Source organism: Anseongella ginsenosidimutans (assembly GCF_008033235.1).
In the GTDB taxonomy this organism is placed as follows: Bacteria; Bacteroidota; Bacteroidia; order Sphingobacteriales; family Sphingobacteriaceae; genus Anseongella; species Anseongella ginsenosidimutans.
Genome location: NZ_CP042432.1, coordinates 2,156,867 through 2,176,129, shown reverse-complemented (window position 1 = coordinate 2,176,129; position 19,263 = coordinate 2,156,867). Strand labels below are relative to the sequence as shown.

The window sequence follows — 19,263 nt, the reverse complement described above, 5'->3', positions numbered from 1 at the left end:
GCCCCGGGGCTCTTCTTATTCCGATCGCAGGGAATTCACCGGGTTCACCAGGGCCGCTTTTATCGATTGGAAGCTCACCGTCAGCAAGGCGATCAGCACCGCCAGCAGGCCGGCGAGCGCGAACATCCACCAGTGGATATCAACATGGTAGGCAAAGTCTTCGAGCCATTTCTGCATCAGGTACCAGGCTAAAGGCGTTGCGATCAATACGGCGATCAGCACCAGCTTCACAAAATCCCGCGCGAGCAGGGCAACCACACTGGCCACGGTGGCGCCCAGGACTTTCCGGATGCCGATTTCCCGGGTGCGATGCCGGGCAACCAGCACCACCAATCCAAGGATGCCCATGCAGGCAATAAGAATAGCAAGCACCGCCACGTAGCTGGTGATCCGGAGTATGCCTTCCACCAGGGAGTACTGTTTGTCCACCAGATCGCTCATATGTTGAAAGGAAAAGGCTTTTCGCGAAGGTATTCCGGCAAATGCATGTTCCAGGCCGGCCAGCACTTCCGCCGAATGCCCGCCGCCTACCCGGATACTGAGGTACCGGTTGTAGTTCAGGCCTTGTTTCCCCCCATACCAATGCAGCAGCGGCTCTACGGGATCTTTCAGGTTATTGTAATGAAAGTCTTTCATCACTCCAATGACCGTTAAGGTGTTTCTTGTATTGCTCCCCTCGACAAGCGTCTTGCCGATGGGTTCGGACCAGCCGAATTCCTTGACGGCCGTTTCATTGATGATCACTTTATTTCCTTCGGTGGCCTCCAGTTCATCATTGAAATTCCGCCCTTCCACAATGGGAATCTGGAAGGCAGATACGAATCCGGCGTCAACGGTCACCTGCCGCAGATGAACCTCTTTATTCCCGCCCGGCTCCATGAACTGATTGTAATTCTGATCATAACGCGTAGGTATTACCTGTGAAGTGGAAAAACCTTCCACATAAGGGTTTGCCCGCAGATCCGCCAGCACACCGTTCAGGCGGCCTGCAGCCTGTTCCCGGTTCCTGAAAGCAAGGTCCAGGTCAACCACTGCCAAATTCTCTTTGTTAAACCCCGGAGCCGCCGCTTTCATGTAATGGATCTGCCTGTTGAGTACCACAGCGATACAAAGAAATACGATCCCCAGAGCGAATTGCAGTGTAATAAAAACGTTCCGTAAACTATAGTTCCCCCTGGCACGAAGGCCTTTTACCGCCTCGGTTACTTTCAGGGAGGTTAAGCGCATAGCGGGCAGGCCCGCGGCGATCAATACAACGAAGCAAGCCACCAGCAGCATTAGCAGGGAAACACGCAGCGCCTGGCCTTCCCGGAAATAAAGTTCTCCCAGCTGACCTCCCACGATCTCGCTGGTCCAGGGAAGCAAAATCCCTTTGAAAACGCCGAAGGCAATCGCCAGGGACGCGACCATCAGCAAGGCGTTCTCAAGGCAAAACTGCAGCGCGATCGTTCCTTTTCCGGACCCGATTATTCGGCGAACAGCTACTTCCCTTGATCTCCCCAGGGCCGTTGCCATGTTCAGGTTGATCAGGTTAATGACCATGATCAGCAGGATAAACCCGGCCGATGCGCCCGCCCCGATAATTATTTTCTGCACGAGATCTCCCGATTCCGTTTTCAGGTCGCTGAACGGCGCTACCCTTACCTCCGCATCCCGGTGGCCCTCATGATAAAACCGCTGCACTAACCCATTGATCTTTGCGTTCAATTGTTCAATGTCCGCATCCGGATGCAGCAGCAGGTAGCTCTCGGCGAAGGTGTTGTACCAGTTGGCCATTTCATCAAAACCTTGCACCTGCCCTTTCAGGAATTCCATCGGGAAAAACACATCGCCTTTTAACGAGGAATTTGGCGGGATCGCTATAACTCCCGTTACGCTTACCTGGAGCGTATCGTTCACGGAAATAAACTTGCCCGCAGCCGGTTCCTCTCCGAATAATTGCTGACGAACCCTTTCGCTGATGACCACCGAATATTCCTTATCCAGGGCCGTCGCCGCATTTCCTTCCTTCATCGGAAAAGAAAGCACCTCCAAAAACGCCGTATCTACATAATATGTCTGCTCCTGTATCTCCTTTTCGCCAAACGTTAACCAGGGCGCGTCATACCCCTGCCAATGCGTCACCGCCGCCACCTCCGGGCAAGTACGCTCAATTTCATAAAGCAAGGGAAAGGTTGTCTGCCGGTAGCTTTGACCGTCCGGCGTAAAGGTTTTCAGGTAATACATCCGCTCTTTATTTGCGAAGAAATCATCGGTGCTGACATATTGGTTGACCAATACGGCCAGCGTAGCAATACTGGCCATCCCCAGCGATAGCCCGGCTATATTAATCAGGCTGAACACCTTATTCTTCCAAAGAGTTCTAAGGGCGCTTCTGAAGTAATTCCTTAGCATGGTTTAGCGTTTTCCAGGAAGAAGCAATAACGCGGCCAGGCGAAAAAACGTCCGCACGGAGGCAATAAACCTTGTTTCTATGGGCGCCGTGTCCGCCTGCGAACAGGAGCGTGTCCGGAATCGGACACGCGTTTCCTATACATCAGACAGTCGTGCAATTAAATCAATGTCGTAATTTTTCATTGAAAAACCACGTAAATAATTATAAATGATTGTCCGTAATACTACCTAAATGCTTATATTAGGGCATCAAAGAAGCGATTATGAATTTTATAGAGTTTGTAAAACGGTATCCTGACGAGGCGAGCTGCATTGCTCATTTTAGAGCAATAAAGGAACGTCAGGGCATCGTGTGTAAGAAATGTGGTAGCCGGGAGCATTATTGGAATACGACCTACAATTCGCACGACTGTAAACGCTGCCGTTATCGGCTAACGCTTCGTAGCGGAACGGTGATGGAAAGTTCCAAACTTCCGTTTCAATACTGGTTATATGCGATTTACCTGATGACGATGACCAAGAAGGGGATTTCGGCATTGGAACTTCAGCGCCAGCTGGGTCATAAACGGTATGAGCCCATTTGGGCCATGATGCACAAGCTGCGCTCGGTAATGGGCATTCGGGATGAGCAGTATGATTTTGAAGGGGTGGTGGAATTGGATGATGCTTTTTTCAAGACCCATTCAGAGGAGAAAGACGATGAACCTCCCAAAAGAGGCCGTGGCAGCCAGGGGCAGAGCAAAGTCGTGGTCATGGCCAAGGTGGAACCCAAAGTAGGCCGTCCCAAGAAGCATAAGAAATCATCTTCATTCCGTTACGTGAAAATGGTGGTGGTGCCTGACAGTTCAGCACTTACGGTAAATCAAGCCGTTCAGGGTGGTACCCGGGCGGTGACGACCATCAAGAGCGATGGGTGGCGCGGTTTTAACAGACTGAGCGAAATTGTCTCCAAACATGTCCGGAGAACCGTTAAGCCTGAGGAAGCCTCCAAGGTACTACCCTGGGTGCATACGATGATCAGTAATGCTAAACGTGCCCTTTTGGGCATCAACCATCAGGTGAAAGCAGACTACCTTCAGAACTACCTCGATGAGTTCTGCTATAAAGTCAACCGACGCTACTTTGGGAAAGAGTTGTTTGATCGGCTTATAGTTGCTGCTGTTGCCGATACATGGTACGGAAAGGCCAGGTATAATTGCGGATAATCATTTAATTATATATTTAAACGAAACAAAATTTGAGTAACAAATACGAACATGCAAAAATTAGGTGATCTTTTCAGGAATTTTTTCCTGGCAACCGGCGTTTTATGGTTCCTATGCGGACTATCCATTATCATATTCAATTTTCATTTCGAAACAAAAGAAATCGTAATAAGCCTGGTACTTCCGCTTAGCTATGCGATCGTAAGGATGTTTGACGCTAGCGGTAGAAGTGCTTGAAGATCCACTCATATTTAATCGCTGCATTACTCGTTTTAATTGCAGGATTAAGTGTATCCTGCGCTACCGGTTCTTCGGATTCATCCCCGGTGTCCGATTCGGAGGCAATCGCGATTTCTTTGGATAAGTATGAAAGGAGTGTAATCGACAGCGCCTATTTTGAAGCTTACCGTCCAATTTACCTGGAAACAAGGGAGGAATCGCTGATCAGGCGCGCAGAAACTATCAGGTTAGATGACAGCCTGTTGTTTATATTCGATAAAGGCTTAAAAAAACTCGTGATCTTTAATACGGATGGAAAATACCTCAACCATATTCAACGTATAGGCCGCGGCCCTAATGAATACCTCCAGCTCACCAGTTTCTTTCTGGACAGAATCAACAAACAGATTCTTCTTCTGTGCGACAAGCCCTATAAAATTCAGATCTACGACTACTCAGGAAAATTTGTAAAGGAAATTCATACAAAAAAATTATACCTCGAAGCCGTCAGAGACGGCAACTACTATTACTGTCGGAATTTTGAAGCTTTTAACAACGAGCCGAATCCCTTTCACCTGGAGGTATTGGATGCAGAGGGAAATATAATAGAACGACATTTGCCGATAAATCCCGACTACACGTCCATAAATAAGTTCCTTTCTCACAGAGGACAGCTTCTAAACAAAAATTCTTCGCTGTTTTTCACGAAAAGGTTCGATAACCGTATTTACAGCATCCGTGAAAACGAGATTTCCGTTAAATATGCAATTGATTTCGGCCCGCATACTATTCCTGACAATCTGTTTAACGCTCATTCGCCGGAGGACGCAGTTGATGAAATCCAGGCCCAATATTATGTCTATTCCATTTACGATGTTATTGACACCGAACAGCTGTTGCTATTTCAAACCAACCTGGGTATTTTCCTTTATGACAAACAGAAGCAGGAATTGCAGGGCTTCAAAAGTATAACAAACGACCGGTTTAACTTTACACTATCGAACTATCTGCCAGTGGACGCCAACAAGATTGCCTTTATCGAATACGCAGCCACGATTAAAACACATGAACGGCTCCTGAAAAAGCGGTCTTCTCAAAAACTCCCATTATATGACTTGTCATCAAAGATTAAGGCCAGCGATAATCCGGTTTTGTTTATTTACGAAGTGAAACCTCCGGGGGCTTTTTAAAAGTCGGGAGATGGGGAGGGACTATGGTCTTGCATGCAGGGGCCAACTCTTTCATTGTCCGTCGTGTTCACCGCTGATCCCTTAGTTCAGGTCCATTTTTCCAATAATAATCGAGGGATTATCAGAAATTGCTACTTCATCCAGGTAGTTTTTCATCTTTGCCGGCATTTCATGGTCATTTTTCAAATAGCTCTCCCTAGCGCTATATACAAATTCAGGGTAAACGACAGCATAGGCCATATTGTTCGGCAGTAGCTTTATGCCAAATGTCGGTAAATGATAAACGTCATTTTTGGTACCGTTAAACAGTATATTCTTCCGGTCTGATTTTGAATAGATTCCATAAAAAACGTTCCGGCCCACCGAAAAAGAATACAATACATAGTCAGTCGTCATATCGTACTCAACATTCCTTATATACTTTTTCTGCTTGTAAATTTCATTTTCCACCATATCCATTCGCTTATTGTCAAATTCCTTCGTCATAAAGCCGGCAGGCAGGTTCTGTTCACCAAAATCAACTTCAAAATAGGGTTGAATATCGATACCGCCTGTATTACTGGCCGTATTAATCCGGAAAACTTGGTAGGAGTGGCATTGCTTAAAATAAATGTTATTCCCGTCCTTGGCAAAAGGTGATTCACTCAAATAAGATCCGGGTTCTACCCATTCGATCGGAAAGGCGGTCGCTACCATCTCCTTTGATTCAAGGTCATAAACCATTAAAGCAAAGGGAGTGTCCCTGTTTGCATGGTTAAAATCGTTATAAAAGATCACCTGGCTTTTCCCTGCAGGCACCGCATCGGAGGAATAAACCGATGAGAAATTCTCTTCCGACACAAACTCTCCATCCCCACTAAAAAAGAGCAGTTTATGCTGCGCGTTATCTAATAATACAACCTGGTTTTTTATTCCGTCAATATACCAGGAGGTGACATTAATATACTCCCCCGGCCCTTTCCCCTTATTTCCCAGTTTAAAAAGGAATTGTCCATCCATATCGAAGGCTAGCACTGTACCTTCTGCATCGCCGATAAATAATTTTTCATCAAAAATCTGAACACTTTGCACCCTTCCAAGCATGCACTCATCGGATGTCTCCAGTTTGATCAGCTTGCTATCTTTCATTACGCTTGATAAGCTTATATGCCGCTCGACAAGGGTATCAATATCAATACTGACTTTATATAGGGACTCGGAATCGCTGACTGCTAATAGACTGTCTCGTTCTTTTCCAGAATTTCCGCAAGCAGTTAAAATCGCCGCTGCCAGGAGTGTCATTAAAAAAAGCCAATTGACTGCCCGGAAACCGGATTTTGTTTTGTAGAATCGTAGCATGCGTCTATTTATTATACAGTCTGACAATAACCGGGTTACTATTAAGTATGTCAAAATCCCCTAATTTTTCGCGCAATGGCTCCTCTAATTCAAAGCCCTGGTCAAGATAGAATTGAATAGTTTCCGGATCAATAAAAGTATAAGCCTCCCCGCTGTTGGAATAACCTGCCAGGAACGTTGCCGGTAAGTTATACAGATCGTTTTCAATACTTTTATAGGCGATATATTCATTCAAATCTTTACTTACCAGAAGGTAGTTAAATGATTCCTGATTGCTGACCATATATATTAAATTGTTCTTGGCTATCGAATTATACATACCGAAAAGACGGGCCGAGTTTGAGTGGGCAGCATATTTGGTAAGGCTTTCTACGTCCGTGATGTTTTTCGCATGATTTCTCAAATCATTAGCGCCAAAGTCAACAAACAGCTTTTTTAGCGGCCTTCCGCCTTCTCGTGAAAACATAAAAATTTCATTCCCGAATGCTTGTGAAAAGTAAATTTCAGAACTGGTTTTAAGAAACTTAGTACCACCTCCGCCAAATGAAAGATAACGATTTGATTCATTAACAAAAACAGGTATAGTGATAGCCCCCGGTTGATCTAAATTCTTTAATATTAGTTTGGCTCCGTCGTAAATTTCCTCTGCAGTCATTTCACTGACACTTAGAATCACATTTCCATTTCCAACGTATGCTATACCTTGGCAAAAATGATCTAAGGGAAAACTGTTTAAAAACTCTCCGCTCTCCAGGGAAAATAATTTTATAGTTTTATTTCCGTTATCCAATACCAATACGTTGTTATTCTCTTCATCTATACAAAAATCTTCGATCCCCCGAACCTCTGAAGGACCGGCGCCGTTTAACAGTGAAAAAATAAAATTGCCGCTATTATCATATACAAATAGCCCGTTTGCCACATCGTTATCAAAAATTATCAGCCTGTCGTTAAATGAAACAATTTCCGAGATTTCACCGAACACCTGTTTATCATCATTACTATCTTTTTTGAGTACGATATACTCATAGCTGTCAAACAGAGAAGACAGCATGTAACCGGAAACTCAAAGTGCACAGTTTTTGGCAATTAGGAATGCACAGTTTTTGGAAACAAGGGTGCACAATTACCGGGTCAAATATAGGTTAAGCAGTGGAGTGTTCAAAGATAGATTTTCGATGCTTTAAACGATAGCTTTTTCCGGTGAGTGTGATGGCTTCGCACCGGTAGAGCAGGCGGTCCAATAGAGCGGTTGCCAGGACCTCGTCGCCCAGCAGGCCTGCCCATTCAGCCGGCATCTTATTGGTAGTGATAATGAAGGAAGTGCTTTCATACAAATGGTTAATGAAGTTGAACAAGGCGACGGCCTGAGCTTTTTCTACCGGGAAGAGCATCATATCGTCGATGACGATGAGTTGTGCCTTGGTCAGGCGTTTATAGTCGGCCATGGCAGATCGGGTCATGTCTTTCATTTTCAGCATATTCATAATATCCTCCATTGTTCGGAAGAAGGCATTGTACCCTCCCTGGATGGCGTCTCTGCAGAGACCGGCCGCCAAATGTGTTTTACCCACGCCGCTGGGACCGAGCAGGATGATATTATAGATTTGATCTAACCAGTTAAGCTCCCTGAGCTGATTTAAGCGATTTTTAGGAAGGCCGTTCTCCACGGTGGCATCGTAGGCTTCCAGGGAAGAGGAGGCAGGCAGGCGGGCGGTTTTTAACCGCCTTTCCATTTCCCGCTGCTGGCGATGGGAAGCTTCTGTCTCAAGAAGATTCCAGGTGAATTCGGTCAGGCCCATTTCCTGGGATTCCCCCTGGGCGATGAGCGTGTCCAGGGAGTGGGCGATCCCGCTCATCTTAAACTGCTTGCACAGGTGTTTGATCTGTTCTTTTTTTTCTGTCATGATCTAATAGTGAAGTGGTTATTATTTACCGTTTAACAATTGCTCGTAATCATCGATATTACTTTTATCGGGGGCTGTCAGGGCCGCCAGCGGAAGCTTCCCTCCTAAGGGGTTTAGATAGCGGATGTTGCTTTGGCCGTCTTTCTGCTCCTTTTGTTTGCCATAGTGTGCTACCAGAGCCCGAAAATCGGTGGCGCTGACGATCTGCCGGGCAAGGGCATATTCCAGGGCTTGTTTCACGATCTCCTTATCGGCTCCCTGGATGATCTCCCTGAGCAGTAGCAGCTGATCGCGCACGTAACGGGGCTTGTCTTTCCGGATCCGCTGCAGCAGCTGCCGCCCCAGATCCGGCTCTTCCAGCAAAGCGGCTACCTCTTCGATAAGTGCCGAGATGGGCCCTGACTTATCCCGTTTGTGATCGTTATTGATGATCTTCTGTCCCTTCCCCGCAGAGATGGTATGCTTGCAAATCAATTTGCCTTCTTCCCCCCAGATTACCAGCTGAGTGCCCTCCACCTGAAGGGTGACCTGACTTCCCCTGCCCTGGTAGGTGCCCAGGGGAAGAGAGTAGTAATTACTTTTGAAGCAGATGGTGTTGTCTTTTCGCACGGTATAAGCTGCCTTCACCGGGGTAACGGCAATGGGTGTGTAAGGAACCAGGAATGGCTGCTCAGTGACCCATTCGCTGTAAGGGACCTTGCCGGTTCCCTCGTGGGTGAGGGCATTGGCGGTGCGCCCCAACCAGCCTAATGCTTCTTCCTGCAGGGTGTCCGGGTCGTAATAGGTACGGTTATACAGGAAGTTCTGCTTGACATACCGGATCACGTTCTCCACCTTTCCCTTGCTCTGGGGATCTGCCTTGCGGCAGAAGTGGAGGCGGAAGGCGCGCAGACGGACATACTGCCGGAAGGCATCGGTCAGGATCAGGTCACCATGGTTTTCACTGATAAGAAACAGCCGGTCCTGGTCATAAACGGCTTCCCCGGCGACTCCGCCAAAGAAAGCAAACCCTGCTTCATGAGCGGTGATGGCCTCCTCAGTAGTAAACGGATGATCCAGGAACCAAACATACTTGTAGCGGGACCGGGAAAGTACCATCGTCAAAAAAAAGACCTTGGCAGTACCGCCATCACTTCTGCGCATATTGTATTGCCCGAAATCAACCTGGACCTGCAGCCCATAGGGAAGCTCAGGGACGGGGCCACAGTCTCTCAACATTTTGGTGCGGGGGATGTTGTATTTTTCCCGCATGGAGGCGACGAAATTAAAAACAGTTCGGCTACTAACCGGGGGGAGATCAGCATGATGCTCCTTCAGCCAATCAAACAACTGAGCGGCTGATGTGTCCGGGTAAAGGGTTAAGCGTTCTTTGATAAACCCTTCATAAGGCAGCAGTGTTTTGGGGCGCCGGGTTCCACTGATCAGGTGCTGCTCATAGTCCTGCTCGCTCATGAGCAGGTACTTTTTGACGGTTCGTCGGTTAATGCCCAGCGTTCGGCTGATGTAGGACACGGAACAATCTTCGCGGTCCATGCGGTGAATCTCGTAATACATCATAAATTTGTTCAAGAATACATTCATCTTCGACGTGTTTTGGTGAACCGCCGAAGCTCGGGAAATCCGGGAATGGGGCCGCGGCCCCATTCCCGGAAAACCTGTGCATTCTTGTTGCCAAATTCTGGGTATTCCTATTTTCTATTTTTTGTGCATTCTTATTTTCCGTTTACACAGCAAAAGTTTCTCTTCCAAAATGCTATTAAATTCTACCGTGTCTACGGGGAATTCGCTCTTTAGATTCTTTGATGATCTTACGCAGGAAGTTTGGAGTGAAACCTGAACAAGCAATAAAAAGAGCAGTACTGCTTTCGTGTTTGTCGCCATATATTTACCTGACATTTTCATTTCGAATATTCTACTTCCTGCCGCTGTTTAAAATCATAAAGGGTAAGTTTTCGCAGGCGGTAGTAAAGATCCCAGTAGGTTTCCAGGGCCTGGACGTATTCGTTAATGGCCTGATCTTTTTGCTGCTGGGCAATATTGAGGTCGTTCAGGGTGATATTTCCGGATAGGTAGCGCTGTTTGTCCAGTTCGTAGCGCTCGAGGGCTATTTCGCGGGTTTCCAGGGCGGCGGCCATGAGTTTTTGCTGCAGGTTCCAGCGGGAGACTTGCAGCAATACTTCCTGTTCAAATGTGGTACGGTCCCGTTTATTTTCGCTTTTTATCAGCTCCAGGTTGGAAGCTGCCCGCTGCACCCTTGTGCGGGCGTCTCCCCAGTCTAGCAGCGGGAGGGAGAAGGTCAGCATAATGTTCTGCTGGTTGTCAAGATTATTGTAGAGCAGCGGAAAGGTAGGCGCCGTTTTGGAAACGCCCAGGTTGGCACGCAGGCTGAAGGAGATCCTGCTTTCGGCCTTCGCCTGCATCATGGCCCGCTTTGCCTCCAGTTCTTTTGTCTGGAATTGCACTTCGGTTTTGCTGTTTTCGGTGGCTTCTTTTAATGCTTGTTCCTGGTCTACCGCGAAAAACACGATTTCGTCAGGCACCTCCAGCGCCAATTCCGTATCGGGGGGCAGGTCCAGGTACTGCAGCATTTTCTGCCGGGCCAGCACCATGCTCACGCTATCCTGGGTCACCTGGTTCTGCGCATTCAGGATGCTTAACCGGAGCTGCAGCAGGTCGCTTTTTGAGACGGTTCCCAGGCGGAAGCGATCGCTGGAAATTTTGTATAGCGTATCGGCGCTGGCCAGGTTTTGCCGGGAAAGGTTGAGTGCCGCCTGTACAGCCAGCATTTCGAAATAGTATCCTACAGTAGCCAGGCTAATGTTTTCCATATCTTCGGTCAATTCTTTCTGTGCTGTTTCATATAACAGGGGAGCGATCTGCTTCTGCCATTTAAAAGAATTAAAGCCAAGGCTGTTCTGCCGGTAAGTAATGGATAGAGGCACGGCCGAATAGGTAATGTCCCGGTTATTCCCAAAGACATCGATCCTGTTTACCGAGGAAGAAAGGGTCAGGACACCGCCCGTAGCTTTTACATTCTGGCTGATCCCAAGGTCCAGGGAGCTGTATGCCTGGTTCTGTTCCACAAATATATCTTCACCGGTAGGCAAGGTGACGCGCCCGATGGCCCTTGTATAGTTGGGAAAGGTGCCGTCCAGGTGCAGTTTCGGATAAAATGCGGCTTTATAGTTCTGAAAGTCCCAGAAGCTTCTTTGGTATTGGTTATAAGCGGCCTGGTAATCGAAGGAATTCTCCTGGGCCCTGCCAATGGCGTCTTTGAGGCTTAAATTCAGCGGGGCTGCGGAATTTTGGGCATAGACGCCGGAAGCGTTGACCAGGCAAGCGATACTATAAAATACAATTGGGTAGAGATAGATTTTCTTCATCAAGTTCAGGTTTTGAGTAAGGAGCCCGGGTTAGCAAACGGCGATTCCGGGTTACCAGCGTTCGGGTTACCAACGTCCGGGCCTGGCAAGCCTGTTGCATGCGATCCCGGGTGATCCCGGCCCGGGACGTCGCTATTCCGGTAAATAAACCAATAGACCAGCGGAATAAACAGCAGGCTCACTACCATCCCCAACAGCATTCCGCCGATAAGGGTAAGGGCCAGCGGCCGCTGGAGTTCGGAACCGATGTCGTGCATGAACAGCGTAGGCGAAAGCGCACCAACCGTGGTGAGGCTGATCATCACAATGGATTTCAGCCTGGTATGGCCGGCAGCGCGGATGGCTTCCATTAATCCGTAGCCCTTTTTCCTTAGTTGGTTAATAGCATCTATTTTCAGGATAGAATCGTTGATAATGATCCCGCACATAACGATAATGCCGATCATGGACATCAGGTTAATGCTGCCGCCGAAAATGTAGAGCATCAGCAAGGCGCCGGCAATATCAATGGGAAGCTCCAGGAGAATGATCAGGGGCTGCATCAGGGATTCAAACTGGGCGGCCAGGATAAAATAAAGCAGCAATACGGCAATGACCAAAATCACTGCCATTTCCTTTATAAGCACATTATTAAAAAAATAACTTCCGCTATAGCTGAACGACAACTCGGGGAAGGCCGGGGAAACATTCTCCTGGATCTCCTTCAGAACGGCCTCCGGTTCTTCTGTTTCAATGGCTATCGGGTAATATTGGCCTTGCCGCCCGGCGCTGATGTATTTATACCCATGCTCCCTTTCCATGTTCACAAGCGAAGCCAGCGGCACATAAACGCTGTCATTGCTCCGGACAGCAGCCGTTGACAAAAAGCTGGCAAGAGGCTGTTTCTCCGTACTTCCCATTACGATAGGAATGACAGACTGCCCGCCGCGGAGCGTGGATACCTGCTTTGATTTAAGGGCGGTTTCTACCGTATTCCGGATAACGTCCGTGGGCACATTATAGAGCAGCGCCTGCTCCGTGCGGACAGAGAGGATCAGGTTCTCGCGAAGCGGCAGCGGTTTCAGGGAAACGTCCGGAAAGCGGCTCCGGATCGCGTCCATGACAGCCGCGGTTTCCCCTACGGCGGGCATATTGTTGTTTTCCTGGTCGCTGATCTCGACCCGCAGCGGCGCTTGTTTTTCGCCAAATACTTCTTCGAAGGGTGTTTTAGCCGCGGAAAAACGGAGAATCGCCTGCGGGTATTGCTGCTGCAGTTTTGCTGAAAGCAGGTCCTCCAGGGGGGCCACCTGCGCCGGGGATGGCGTGTTGATATAGGTTTTCGATTCCGAAAGGCTAAGGTCATAGGTCTTATTCAGCAGGTATTGCTGCTGCCCTATCCAGGAATTGGCAGACTGAACCTGCTCCCCGGCGGTATTTAGCAAGGAAAGCGTACGAGCCTGGTTTTCCTCCAGGGGTATCGCCTCGTTCCAGTCGATGAACATTTCGAAATCCGCGCGCGAAAGACGGGGGAATCGTTCTTTGTCCAGCTGCATATAAACCATAGCACCGGCGGCCAGCAAAAGAGCGGACAGCGATAAGGACAGCGCTTTTCGTTTGAACACGAAAGCAAGGCCAGCCTCATACCAGCCGGTGACGTTCAACAGTTCCCATTTCCGGTTTGGAGGTCTTTCGTCCTGTTTTCCCCTGTGCAGCAATCTATAAAGCACGGGAAGCAGCAATACGGAGACGAATAATGAAACAATGATCCCGATGGTAATGGACAGCGCCTGGTCATAAAACAGCGTGCCGGCAATGCCGCTCAGGAAAATCAGCGGGAGAAATACCGCGCAATTGGTCAGCACCGAGCTGATCAGCGGGCGAATTACTTCTTCGGTTCCCGCCACACAGGCATCTTCCAGGGATAAGCCCTTTTCGCGATGCTGGGTGATATTGTCAATAACCACAATGGAATTGTCGATGATCATCCCCAGTCCCAGGATCAGTCCGCTCAGCGAAATAATATTAATGGAAAGCCCGGTCATGAAGAACACTAGCTGGGAAATCACGAGGGATACGGGGATAGTGATCCCGATAAGTACCGCCGCCCGCAGCTTTTTGATGAAGGCCAGCATCAGCAGGAAAGCCAATGACCCTCCAATGAGCAGGTCCTGTTTCAGGTTGCTGATCGAATAGTCCAGCAGGGCTGACTGGTCCTGCGCCAGTTCAAAGGACATGCCGGGATAGTCCTTTTCGAAAAGCGTCATCAGCTGCCGCGTATTTTCCCGCAGGTCTTCCATACGTGCCGACGATTGCTTGATCACCGCCATACTGATCGCTCTGTGCTGCCCTGAAAAGAAGGCGCCTTTGGCCTGCTCTTCCACCAGCCTTACGCTGGCAATGTCCTCCAGTCGGAACAACCGGCCGCTGATGTTCAGGTAAAGGTCTTTGATATCCGCTGTACTGTACAGCCCTGAAGAAAACCGGAGATAATACTGGTAATGACCGTCCCTGACAAGGATATTACCTAACTGGATATTATGCTCCTGCAAGGCCTGCTGCACGGCCGCCGGGGTCAGCCCCAATGTCCTGAGCTTCCCCGTGTAAGGAGAAATAAGGATCTCGGATTCTTCCAGGCCGCTGAGATCCACCATAGCCACTTCCGGCAGCTGCTCCAGGCGGCGTTTTAGTATCTGCCGGACAAAATCGCTGAATTCAAGAAAGCGGCGTTCATCCGCAGCCGCCTCTCCCGTATTTTTAAGCTGAACATTCAGGTAGAAAGCCGGGATATCCGAAGTACTCGCCTTTACCACCAGAGGACGTTCCACATCGCGGGGAAGACGGTTCATGGACCGGTCAATCTTCTCATTCACTTCAATGAAGGCCAGGTCCGTATTGGTACCGTGTTCGAAACTAAGGCGAACGGTTCCGCGTCCCTCCCTGGAAGTACTTTCAATTCGCTCCAGGCCATGCAGCTGTACAAGGCCCTCACGGATCGGGCGAATGATCGCCTGCTCTATTTCTCCCGAAGAAGCATCGGCCTTATCCACCTGCACGGTGATCTCCGGCACATCTATATCGGGTAATAAGGATACGGGAATAAAAAGGGCGGCCGCGGCTCCAATGAGAAGGAGCGCAATAAAACTAACAATAACAGCAACCGGTCTTTTTACCAGAAATCTAATCATATCCTGTTTTTTGAGATCTCTGTTTTTTCGAGAAGAATAAGGGCAACAGCAAGTATACACCTGCGACCGAAAATACGAGCCCGCCAATCGTCCCCGCAGACAGCGTAAACCAAAAACCGCTCTCCTCACCCGCCAGCATGAAAGGCAGCAGGCCAAGGATCGCCGAAGCCGTAGTAATGCTCACGGGGATGATCTTATGATTATAGGCTTCCACAAATATATCCCTGGCCGAAATGATCCGTTTCGAATGCTTTTTCCGGAGAAAGTTAATATCGTTGATAATATACAGCGCCGCATTTGTCACCAGGCCGCTCAGCATCAGCAGGGAAGCGTATCCGCCCTGCCCGAAGCTCAGATTCAGCCAGTAAAATGTGAGGAATACCCCGATAAACGAAAACGGGATCATGCAGATCACCGCAAGCGGCTGCAGCAGGGACTCCAGCAGGATAGCACATATCGCATAAATGATGCACAATACCAGAAGGAGCATCCACAGGTAACGATAGTCGCCGTCCCCGCCAAAAGGATTTCTTCCGCCCGGGCTATACGCTTTATAACCAAAAGGCAGCATCTCGTTTACCGAGTTCACGACCTTTTCCTTTACCAGCGCATTCAACGTATAGGTACCAATAAAGAGATAGTGGACATTCAGCAGGTATTCCCTGTTCTCCTTATAAATTCCCTCCCCTACCTTATGCTTCTCAATCACACTCATATTGCCCAGCCGGGTAAATGTATTCGGGTTACCTGCTACCTGCCCATTCCCTGAAACCGGCGCATTCATAATGTTCCACACCGGCGCAACCTGCCCTTTATTCGAACGCACAATTACCGGAACCCGCTCATTTTCAAGGATCATAGCGCCTATGGTGGAATAGTGTTCAGTCGCACTTCCCAGGTAGGAAGTAATCCTGCTTTTATTTGTCCCGGCCAGCGCCAGTGCCTGCGGCCGGTTCACATCAATTTCAAACTCGTAATGCGAGCGGTAGCTCCAGCGGTCCTGAGTAGTAATCACAATGTCCTTTACACGGGCATACTGCATCAGTGAGTCCCTCACCAGGGAGGCATACTCGTAAACCTGGTCATAGTTATAGCCCTTCACGGTAATGCTGGAATCAAAGTTCTCCATACGCAGCGCATTGCTGAATCCCTGTCCCACCCCATATACGCCAAAATCAGCCGCGCCAGATAGAATGGCCTTGCTTTCCAGCAGCTGCTTCAGGTGAAAGGGAAATCCATGTTCGTATGCTTCCTTAAAATAGATGGCAATCCGCGCCTGGTTAGGGCCCGAAACCGAAGCCGTAAACACGTCCAGTTGGGGAAACCCGCGCAGGTATTGCTCAAACTCTTCCGTGACCGCATTCATCTGCTCCAGGGTGGCGCCGTTGGGCATCGTGATATTCACGTGCAGGGTGGTTCGCTGCTCATTGTCATTGCCATAGTTAGCGCCCCCTTTCCTCCCTCCACAAAAAGGCGAAGCGTCCCGCCAAATATTTTGTTCACCACCGGGCGGATATGCTGGCTATAGGTATCGCTTCCAAGCGTCTTATTGTATAATTTTGCCCAGATTGTCTCCTTTTCAATTTCTTCAGGCAGCAGAAAAACAGGCAAACCAAACAGCAACACAAAGAAGAAAATAAATGCAAGGCGAAAACGGGCCATAAAAGCGATCTGTCTCCGGTACCATCTGCTGAAACGGACCGACCCTCTTTTTCTTTTGAAATACACCCGGTTTCTCCTGACAGGAACAGGAAACTTTTCCAGTAAGGCGGGGATAAGCAAATAAGCCACCGGAAGCGAGACCAGCAAACTGATCATGATGGCTATCGCGAAATCAAGCAGGTTTGCCTGCTGCTGCTCTTCCAGGAAAAAAATTACCGACAGCGCCCCCAGCGCGGTAAGGGTGGAAGCAAGAATAGCCGCAAAGATCCTGTTCTTTCCCGTATGGCGAATATCATCCACGATCACGATCATATTATCAATGATCAGCCCCAGGGAAATAGTCACCCCGGCCATGGAATACAAATGAATTTCCAGCCCCAGGAAATAATAAAAGATAAAAGAAAGAAGCACATTGGCCGCCAGGCCGGCAATAATTATCAGCAGATACCGGACCCTCCTGGCCAGGATGAATACAAATACCAGTAAAACCACCACAGAAAGCCCTGTGCGCAGGTAAATTTTACTAAGTTCTTCCTTAATGAATTCAGTAGCGTCGTATTGTTCGGCCACCCGGTATCCCGGCGGAAGGGTACTACCTATGCGGGTAATTTCTTCTTTTATTTGCCCGGCCAGCACGAGCGTGTTTACATGCTCTTCCGGGTAAATACCAAGGCTAACCCGGTTCTGACCGTTGATTCGGTAATAGGAAGAAGCCGGCGTTGGAACCACCTCCACTTCCGCCAGCTCTGACAAACGAAAAATGCGCTTCCCCTTAATGGTGACCGGCAGTTCCAGCAGCTCCGCCGGTGTCATTTCCGTTTGCTTTATAATAATATTGCTGCGCCCGCCGGTTTCATCCCAGGCCGCCGTGCCGATATGCGCCGTAGAAAGCGCCCTTTGAAGGGAACCAGCTATTTCGTTCCGGCCAATCCCTAACTGCCGCATTACCGCATCCCGGCAAATAACCTCCAGCCGCCGCGGCCTTGCCCCCGAGATGGATATATCGTAAATCCCATCTATCGAAGAAAGCGCAGGACGAAAACTTTCCTCTACACGCGCTGCGATCTCCGCCACGCTTCCAGGCCCGTTTATCGAATATTGAAGAATAGCCCTGTTGCTGCCGCTGTTCTCTGCGGGCCGGTTTAAATATATAGTGGGATAGCTGGCATTTTCGGGAAGCTTATCGGTTAACTGCCGGAGCAAAGTAGCCGCCTCAAACCGGAACATTTCCGGATCCGTCCACTTATCCAGCGCCATATTCACATAAGAAGTCCCGCTCCAGGAAAGCGAATTCATGCTCTTAATCCCCTTGATGCGCGACAAAACATCCTCAATAGGCGTAGTAAGCTCCAGCTCCGTGGTTTCCGGCGTAGCATTTGGCATATAACAATGAACCGTGGCCGAAGCCAGCGTTCGCGATGGCAGCAATTGCAGGGAGAGAAAAGGAACCAGCGATGCTCCTACTACACACAGCGCAAAGAAAACAATGATCACTGAAAAAGCAGGTATCTTTATTTTCGCTGCGCCGTCTTTCATTTAGCAGTTTGTTTTTTATTCACCCGGCGTTTTTACCTGCACCGGTTTATCATGCGCCAGGTTGAAATTCCCCTCATAGATCACCATATCGCCCGGTTCCAGCCCGGAAGTAATGGTGTACTGCGTGCCATTCTCCAAACCAATCTCCACGTAATTCCATTTGGCCACGCTGTCCTCATACGTAAATACCACCTTCCTCCCCTGCCGGTCCAGCACCGCCTCCTTAGGAACCACCAACTGGTCCGCCACCGACTGGTTGATGCTTACCCGGACATTCATCCCATCCAGGAGCTGATTGTCCGTATTGTCTATGAAAGCCTGAACCTGCACCATCCCGTTGTTATCCACCCGGGGATTAATGGAAGTTACCCTGCCAGGATAAATCTTCTCTTTGTTATTGAACAATGAAACAGTAATTCGCCCGCTTTTCCGGATAAAAGCCAGTTCAGATTCCAGCACCGGAAACTCAACAGTCAGGTTGTTGTTGTCAATTAAAGTACAAAGCCTACCCCCGGCTACCGACGTCGAATTATAAGGCCGCGCCTGCACATCCGCAATCAACCCCGAAAAAGGCGCCGTTACCACCGTATTTGCCAGTTCCTCTTCCGCCAGCTCCAGATCATACAGCGCCTGCCCCAATCCGCTGCGTATCCGCGCCATTTGCGAGACTTCCCGGTCAAGTTCCGCCGTATCCTTTAGCTTATACCCCATCCGCAGCAGCAAATCCTCAAAATCAAGCCGCGCTTTGGTCAACTGAAGTTTTTTTTGTGCTAAGTTCCGATGGTATGTTTCCTGCTCTATTGCCGCAAGCTTCTGCCCTTTGTTTACCCGGTCGCCTTCCTTGACATAGATATCCTGGATGGTGCCTTCCTGCCGGAACGCAACGACTGCTTTTCTTGTGGCGGACACCGTTCCGTTGCTTTTGAGTTCTTTGTTGAAGGTATGAAGCTCTACCGAAGCAAATCTAACGGAAGGTTCTTCCAAAGTATTTTCAAGCAAGGATGATGAGCTATCACCTATCGCCTCCTCTCCGGCCTCCTTTGAAGAAAGAGTCTGACAACTGCTAACCGCCGATATAATGACGATATATAAATAGTTGGAAAATAAAGCGCGTCTTGTCTTCAATTTAGTGGTTATTTCATTGTATGTTTGAGTACAAAAGGGTTAATTTTTGGAAACGCCAAGAAGATGTTTTGTGACGACAAATTCCCCGCACATTAAAGGCATTGTTCAAGTTTTACGATATGCAAATTTATTGGTCAGTA

Annotated in this window: 12 protein-coding genes; 2 read left to right on the top strand and 10 right to left on the bottom strand. The window is 48.8% G+C overall.

Going from position 1 to position 19,263, the window contains the following annotated elements; translation table 11 throughout:
• Positions 1-15: 15 nt before the first annotated feature.
• On the bottom strand, positions 16-2,394 hold the full coding sequence (locus tag FRZ59_RS09055; protein WP_132130345.1) for an ABC transporter permease: 2,379 nt from the start codon (positions 2,392-2,394) through the stop codon (positions 16-18).
• A 263-nt stretch (positions 2,395-2,657) separates the two neighbouring features.
• Between FRZ59_RS09055 and FRZ59_RS09050 the strand changes: the two genes are divergently transcribed.
• Positions 2,658-3,599: an IS1595 family transposase gene (locus FRZ59_RS09050; RefSeq protein ID WP_132130833.1), complete on the top strand. Its 942-nt coding sequence runs from the start codon at positions 2,658-2,660 to the stop codon at positions 3,597-3,599.
• A 326-nt stretch (positions 3,600-3,925) separates the two neighbouring features.
• The gene (locus tag FRZ59_RS09045) at positions 3,926-5,008 is read left to right on the top strand and encodes a DUF4934 domain-containing protein (protein WP_225975006.1); all 1,083 of its coding nucleotides are present in this window, start codon (positions 3,926-3,928) and stop codon (positions 5,006-5,008) included.
• A gap of 81 nt (positions 5,009-5,089) precedes the next feature.
• On the opposite strand, the gene FRZ59_RS09040 is transcribed toward FRZ59_RS09045, so the two are convergent.
• The 9 genes from FRZ59_RS09040 to FRZ59_RS09000 all read right to left on the bottom strand — a co-directional run bounded on the left by FRZ59_RS09040 (position 5,090) and on the right by FRZ59_RS09000 (position 19,123).
• Positions 5,090-6,400: a DUF4934 domain-containing protein gene (locus FRZ59_RS09040; protein ID WP_132130803.1), complete on the bottom strand. Its 1,311-nt coding sequence runs from the start codon at positions 6,398-6,400 to the stop codon at positions 5,090-5,092.
• Entirely contained in the window at positions 6,351-7,400 is a 1,050-nt protein-coding gene (locus FRZ59_RS09035; RefSeq protein WP_132130802.1) for a DUF4934 domain-containing protein, read from the bottom strand. The genes FRZ59_RS09040 and FRZ59_RS09035 overlap by 50 nt, the downstream gene beginning before the upstream one ends.
• 91 nt (positions 7,401-7,491) lie before the next feature.
• Positions 7,492-8,253, bottom strand: a complete 762-nt coding sequence (istB, locus tag FRZ59_RS09030; protein ID WP_132130816.1) for an IS21-like element helper ATPase IstB — start codon at positions 8,251-8,253, stop codon at positions 7,492-7,494.
• 21 nt (positions 8,254-8,274) lie between these two features.
• Positions 8,275-9,834 carry an IS21 family transposase gene (gene istA / locus FRZ59_RS09025; RefSeq protein WP_158640556.1) on the bottom strand — a complete coding sequence of 520 codons (1,560 nt, stop codon included), beginning with the start codon at positions 9,832-9,834 and terminating at the stop codon, positions 8,275-8,277.
• A 317-nt stretch (positions 9,835-10,151) separates the two neighbouring features.
• Positions 10,152-11,636: a TolC family protein gene (locus FRZ59_RS09020; RefSeq protein WP_132130747.1), complete on the bottom strand. Its 1,485-nt coding sequence runs from the start codon at positions 11,634-11,636 to the stop codon at positions 10,152-10,154.
• Positions 11,637-11,641: 5 nt separating this feature from the next.
• On the bottom strand, positions 11,642-14,800 hold the full coding sequence (locus FRZ59_RS09015) for an efflux RND transporter permease subunit (RefSeq protein ID WP_132130748.1): 3,159 nt from the start codon (positions 14,798-14,800) through the stop codon (positions 11,642-11,644).
• Entirely contained in the window at positions 14,793-16,205 is a 1,413-nt protein-coding gene (locus FRZ59_RS09010) for an efflux RND transporter permease subunit (protein ID WP_147698290.1), read from the bottom strand. Before FRZ59_RS09010 ends, FRZ59_RS09015 begins: the two co-directional genes overlap by 8 nt.
• Positions 16,202-17,998 carry an efflux RND transporter permease subunit gene (locus FRZ59_RS09005; protein ID WP_147698289.1) on the bottom strand — a complete coding sequence of 599 codons (1,797 nt, stop codon included), beginning with the start codon at positions 17,996-17,998 and terminating at the stop codon, positions 16,202-16,204. The genes FRZ59_RS09010 and FRZ59_RS09005 overlap by 4 nt, the downstream gene beginning before the upstream one ends.
• A gap of 15 nt (positions 17,999-18,013) precedes the next feature.
• Positions 18,014-19,123, bottom strand: a complete 1,110-nt coding sequence (locus FRZ59_RS09000) for an efflux RND transporter periplasmic adaptor subunit (RefSeq protein ID WP_158640580.1) — start codon at positions 19,121-19,123, stop codon at positions 18,014-18,016.
• Between the last annotated feature and the right edge of the window lie 140 nt (positions 19,124-19,263).

What these genes read in the sequence shown, in the direction of transcription:
- istB (WP_132130816.1), bottom strand. Translation starts at nt 8,253, where the DNA reads ATGACAGAAAAAAAAGAACAGATCAAACACCTGTGCAAGCAGTTTAAG.
- FRZ59_RS09020 (WP_132130747.1), bottom strand. Translation starts at nt 11,636, where the DNA reads ATGAAGAAAATCTATCTCTACCCAATTGTATTTTATAGTATCGCTTGC.
- FRZ59_RS09055 (WP_132130345.1), bottom strand. Translation starts at nt 2,394, where the DNA reads ATGCTAAGGAATTACTTCAGAAGCGCCCTTAGAACTCTTTGGAAGAAT.
- istA (WP_158640556.1), bottom strand. Translation starts at nt 9,834, where the DNA reads ATGAATGTATTCTTGAACAAATTTATGATGTATTACGAGATTCACCGC.
- FRZ59_RS09050 (WP_132130833.1), top strand. Translation starts at nt 2,658, where the DNA reads ATGAATTTTATAGAGTTTGTAAAACGGTATCCTGACGAGGCGAGCTGC.
- FRZ59_RS09015 (WP_132130748.1), bottom strand. Translation starts at nt 14,800, where the DNA reads ATGATTAGATTTCTGGTAAAAAGACCGGTTGCTGTTATTGTTAGTTTT.
- FRZ59_RS09035 (WP_132130802.1), bottom strand. Translation starts at nt 7,400, where the DNA reads ATGCTGTCTTCTCTGTTTGACAGCTATGAGTATATCGTACTCAAAAAA.
- FRZ59_RS09005 (WP_147698289.1), bottom strand. Translation starts at nt 17,998, where the DNA reads ATGAAAGACGGCGCAGCGAAAATAAAGATACCTGCTTTTTCAGTGATC.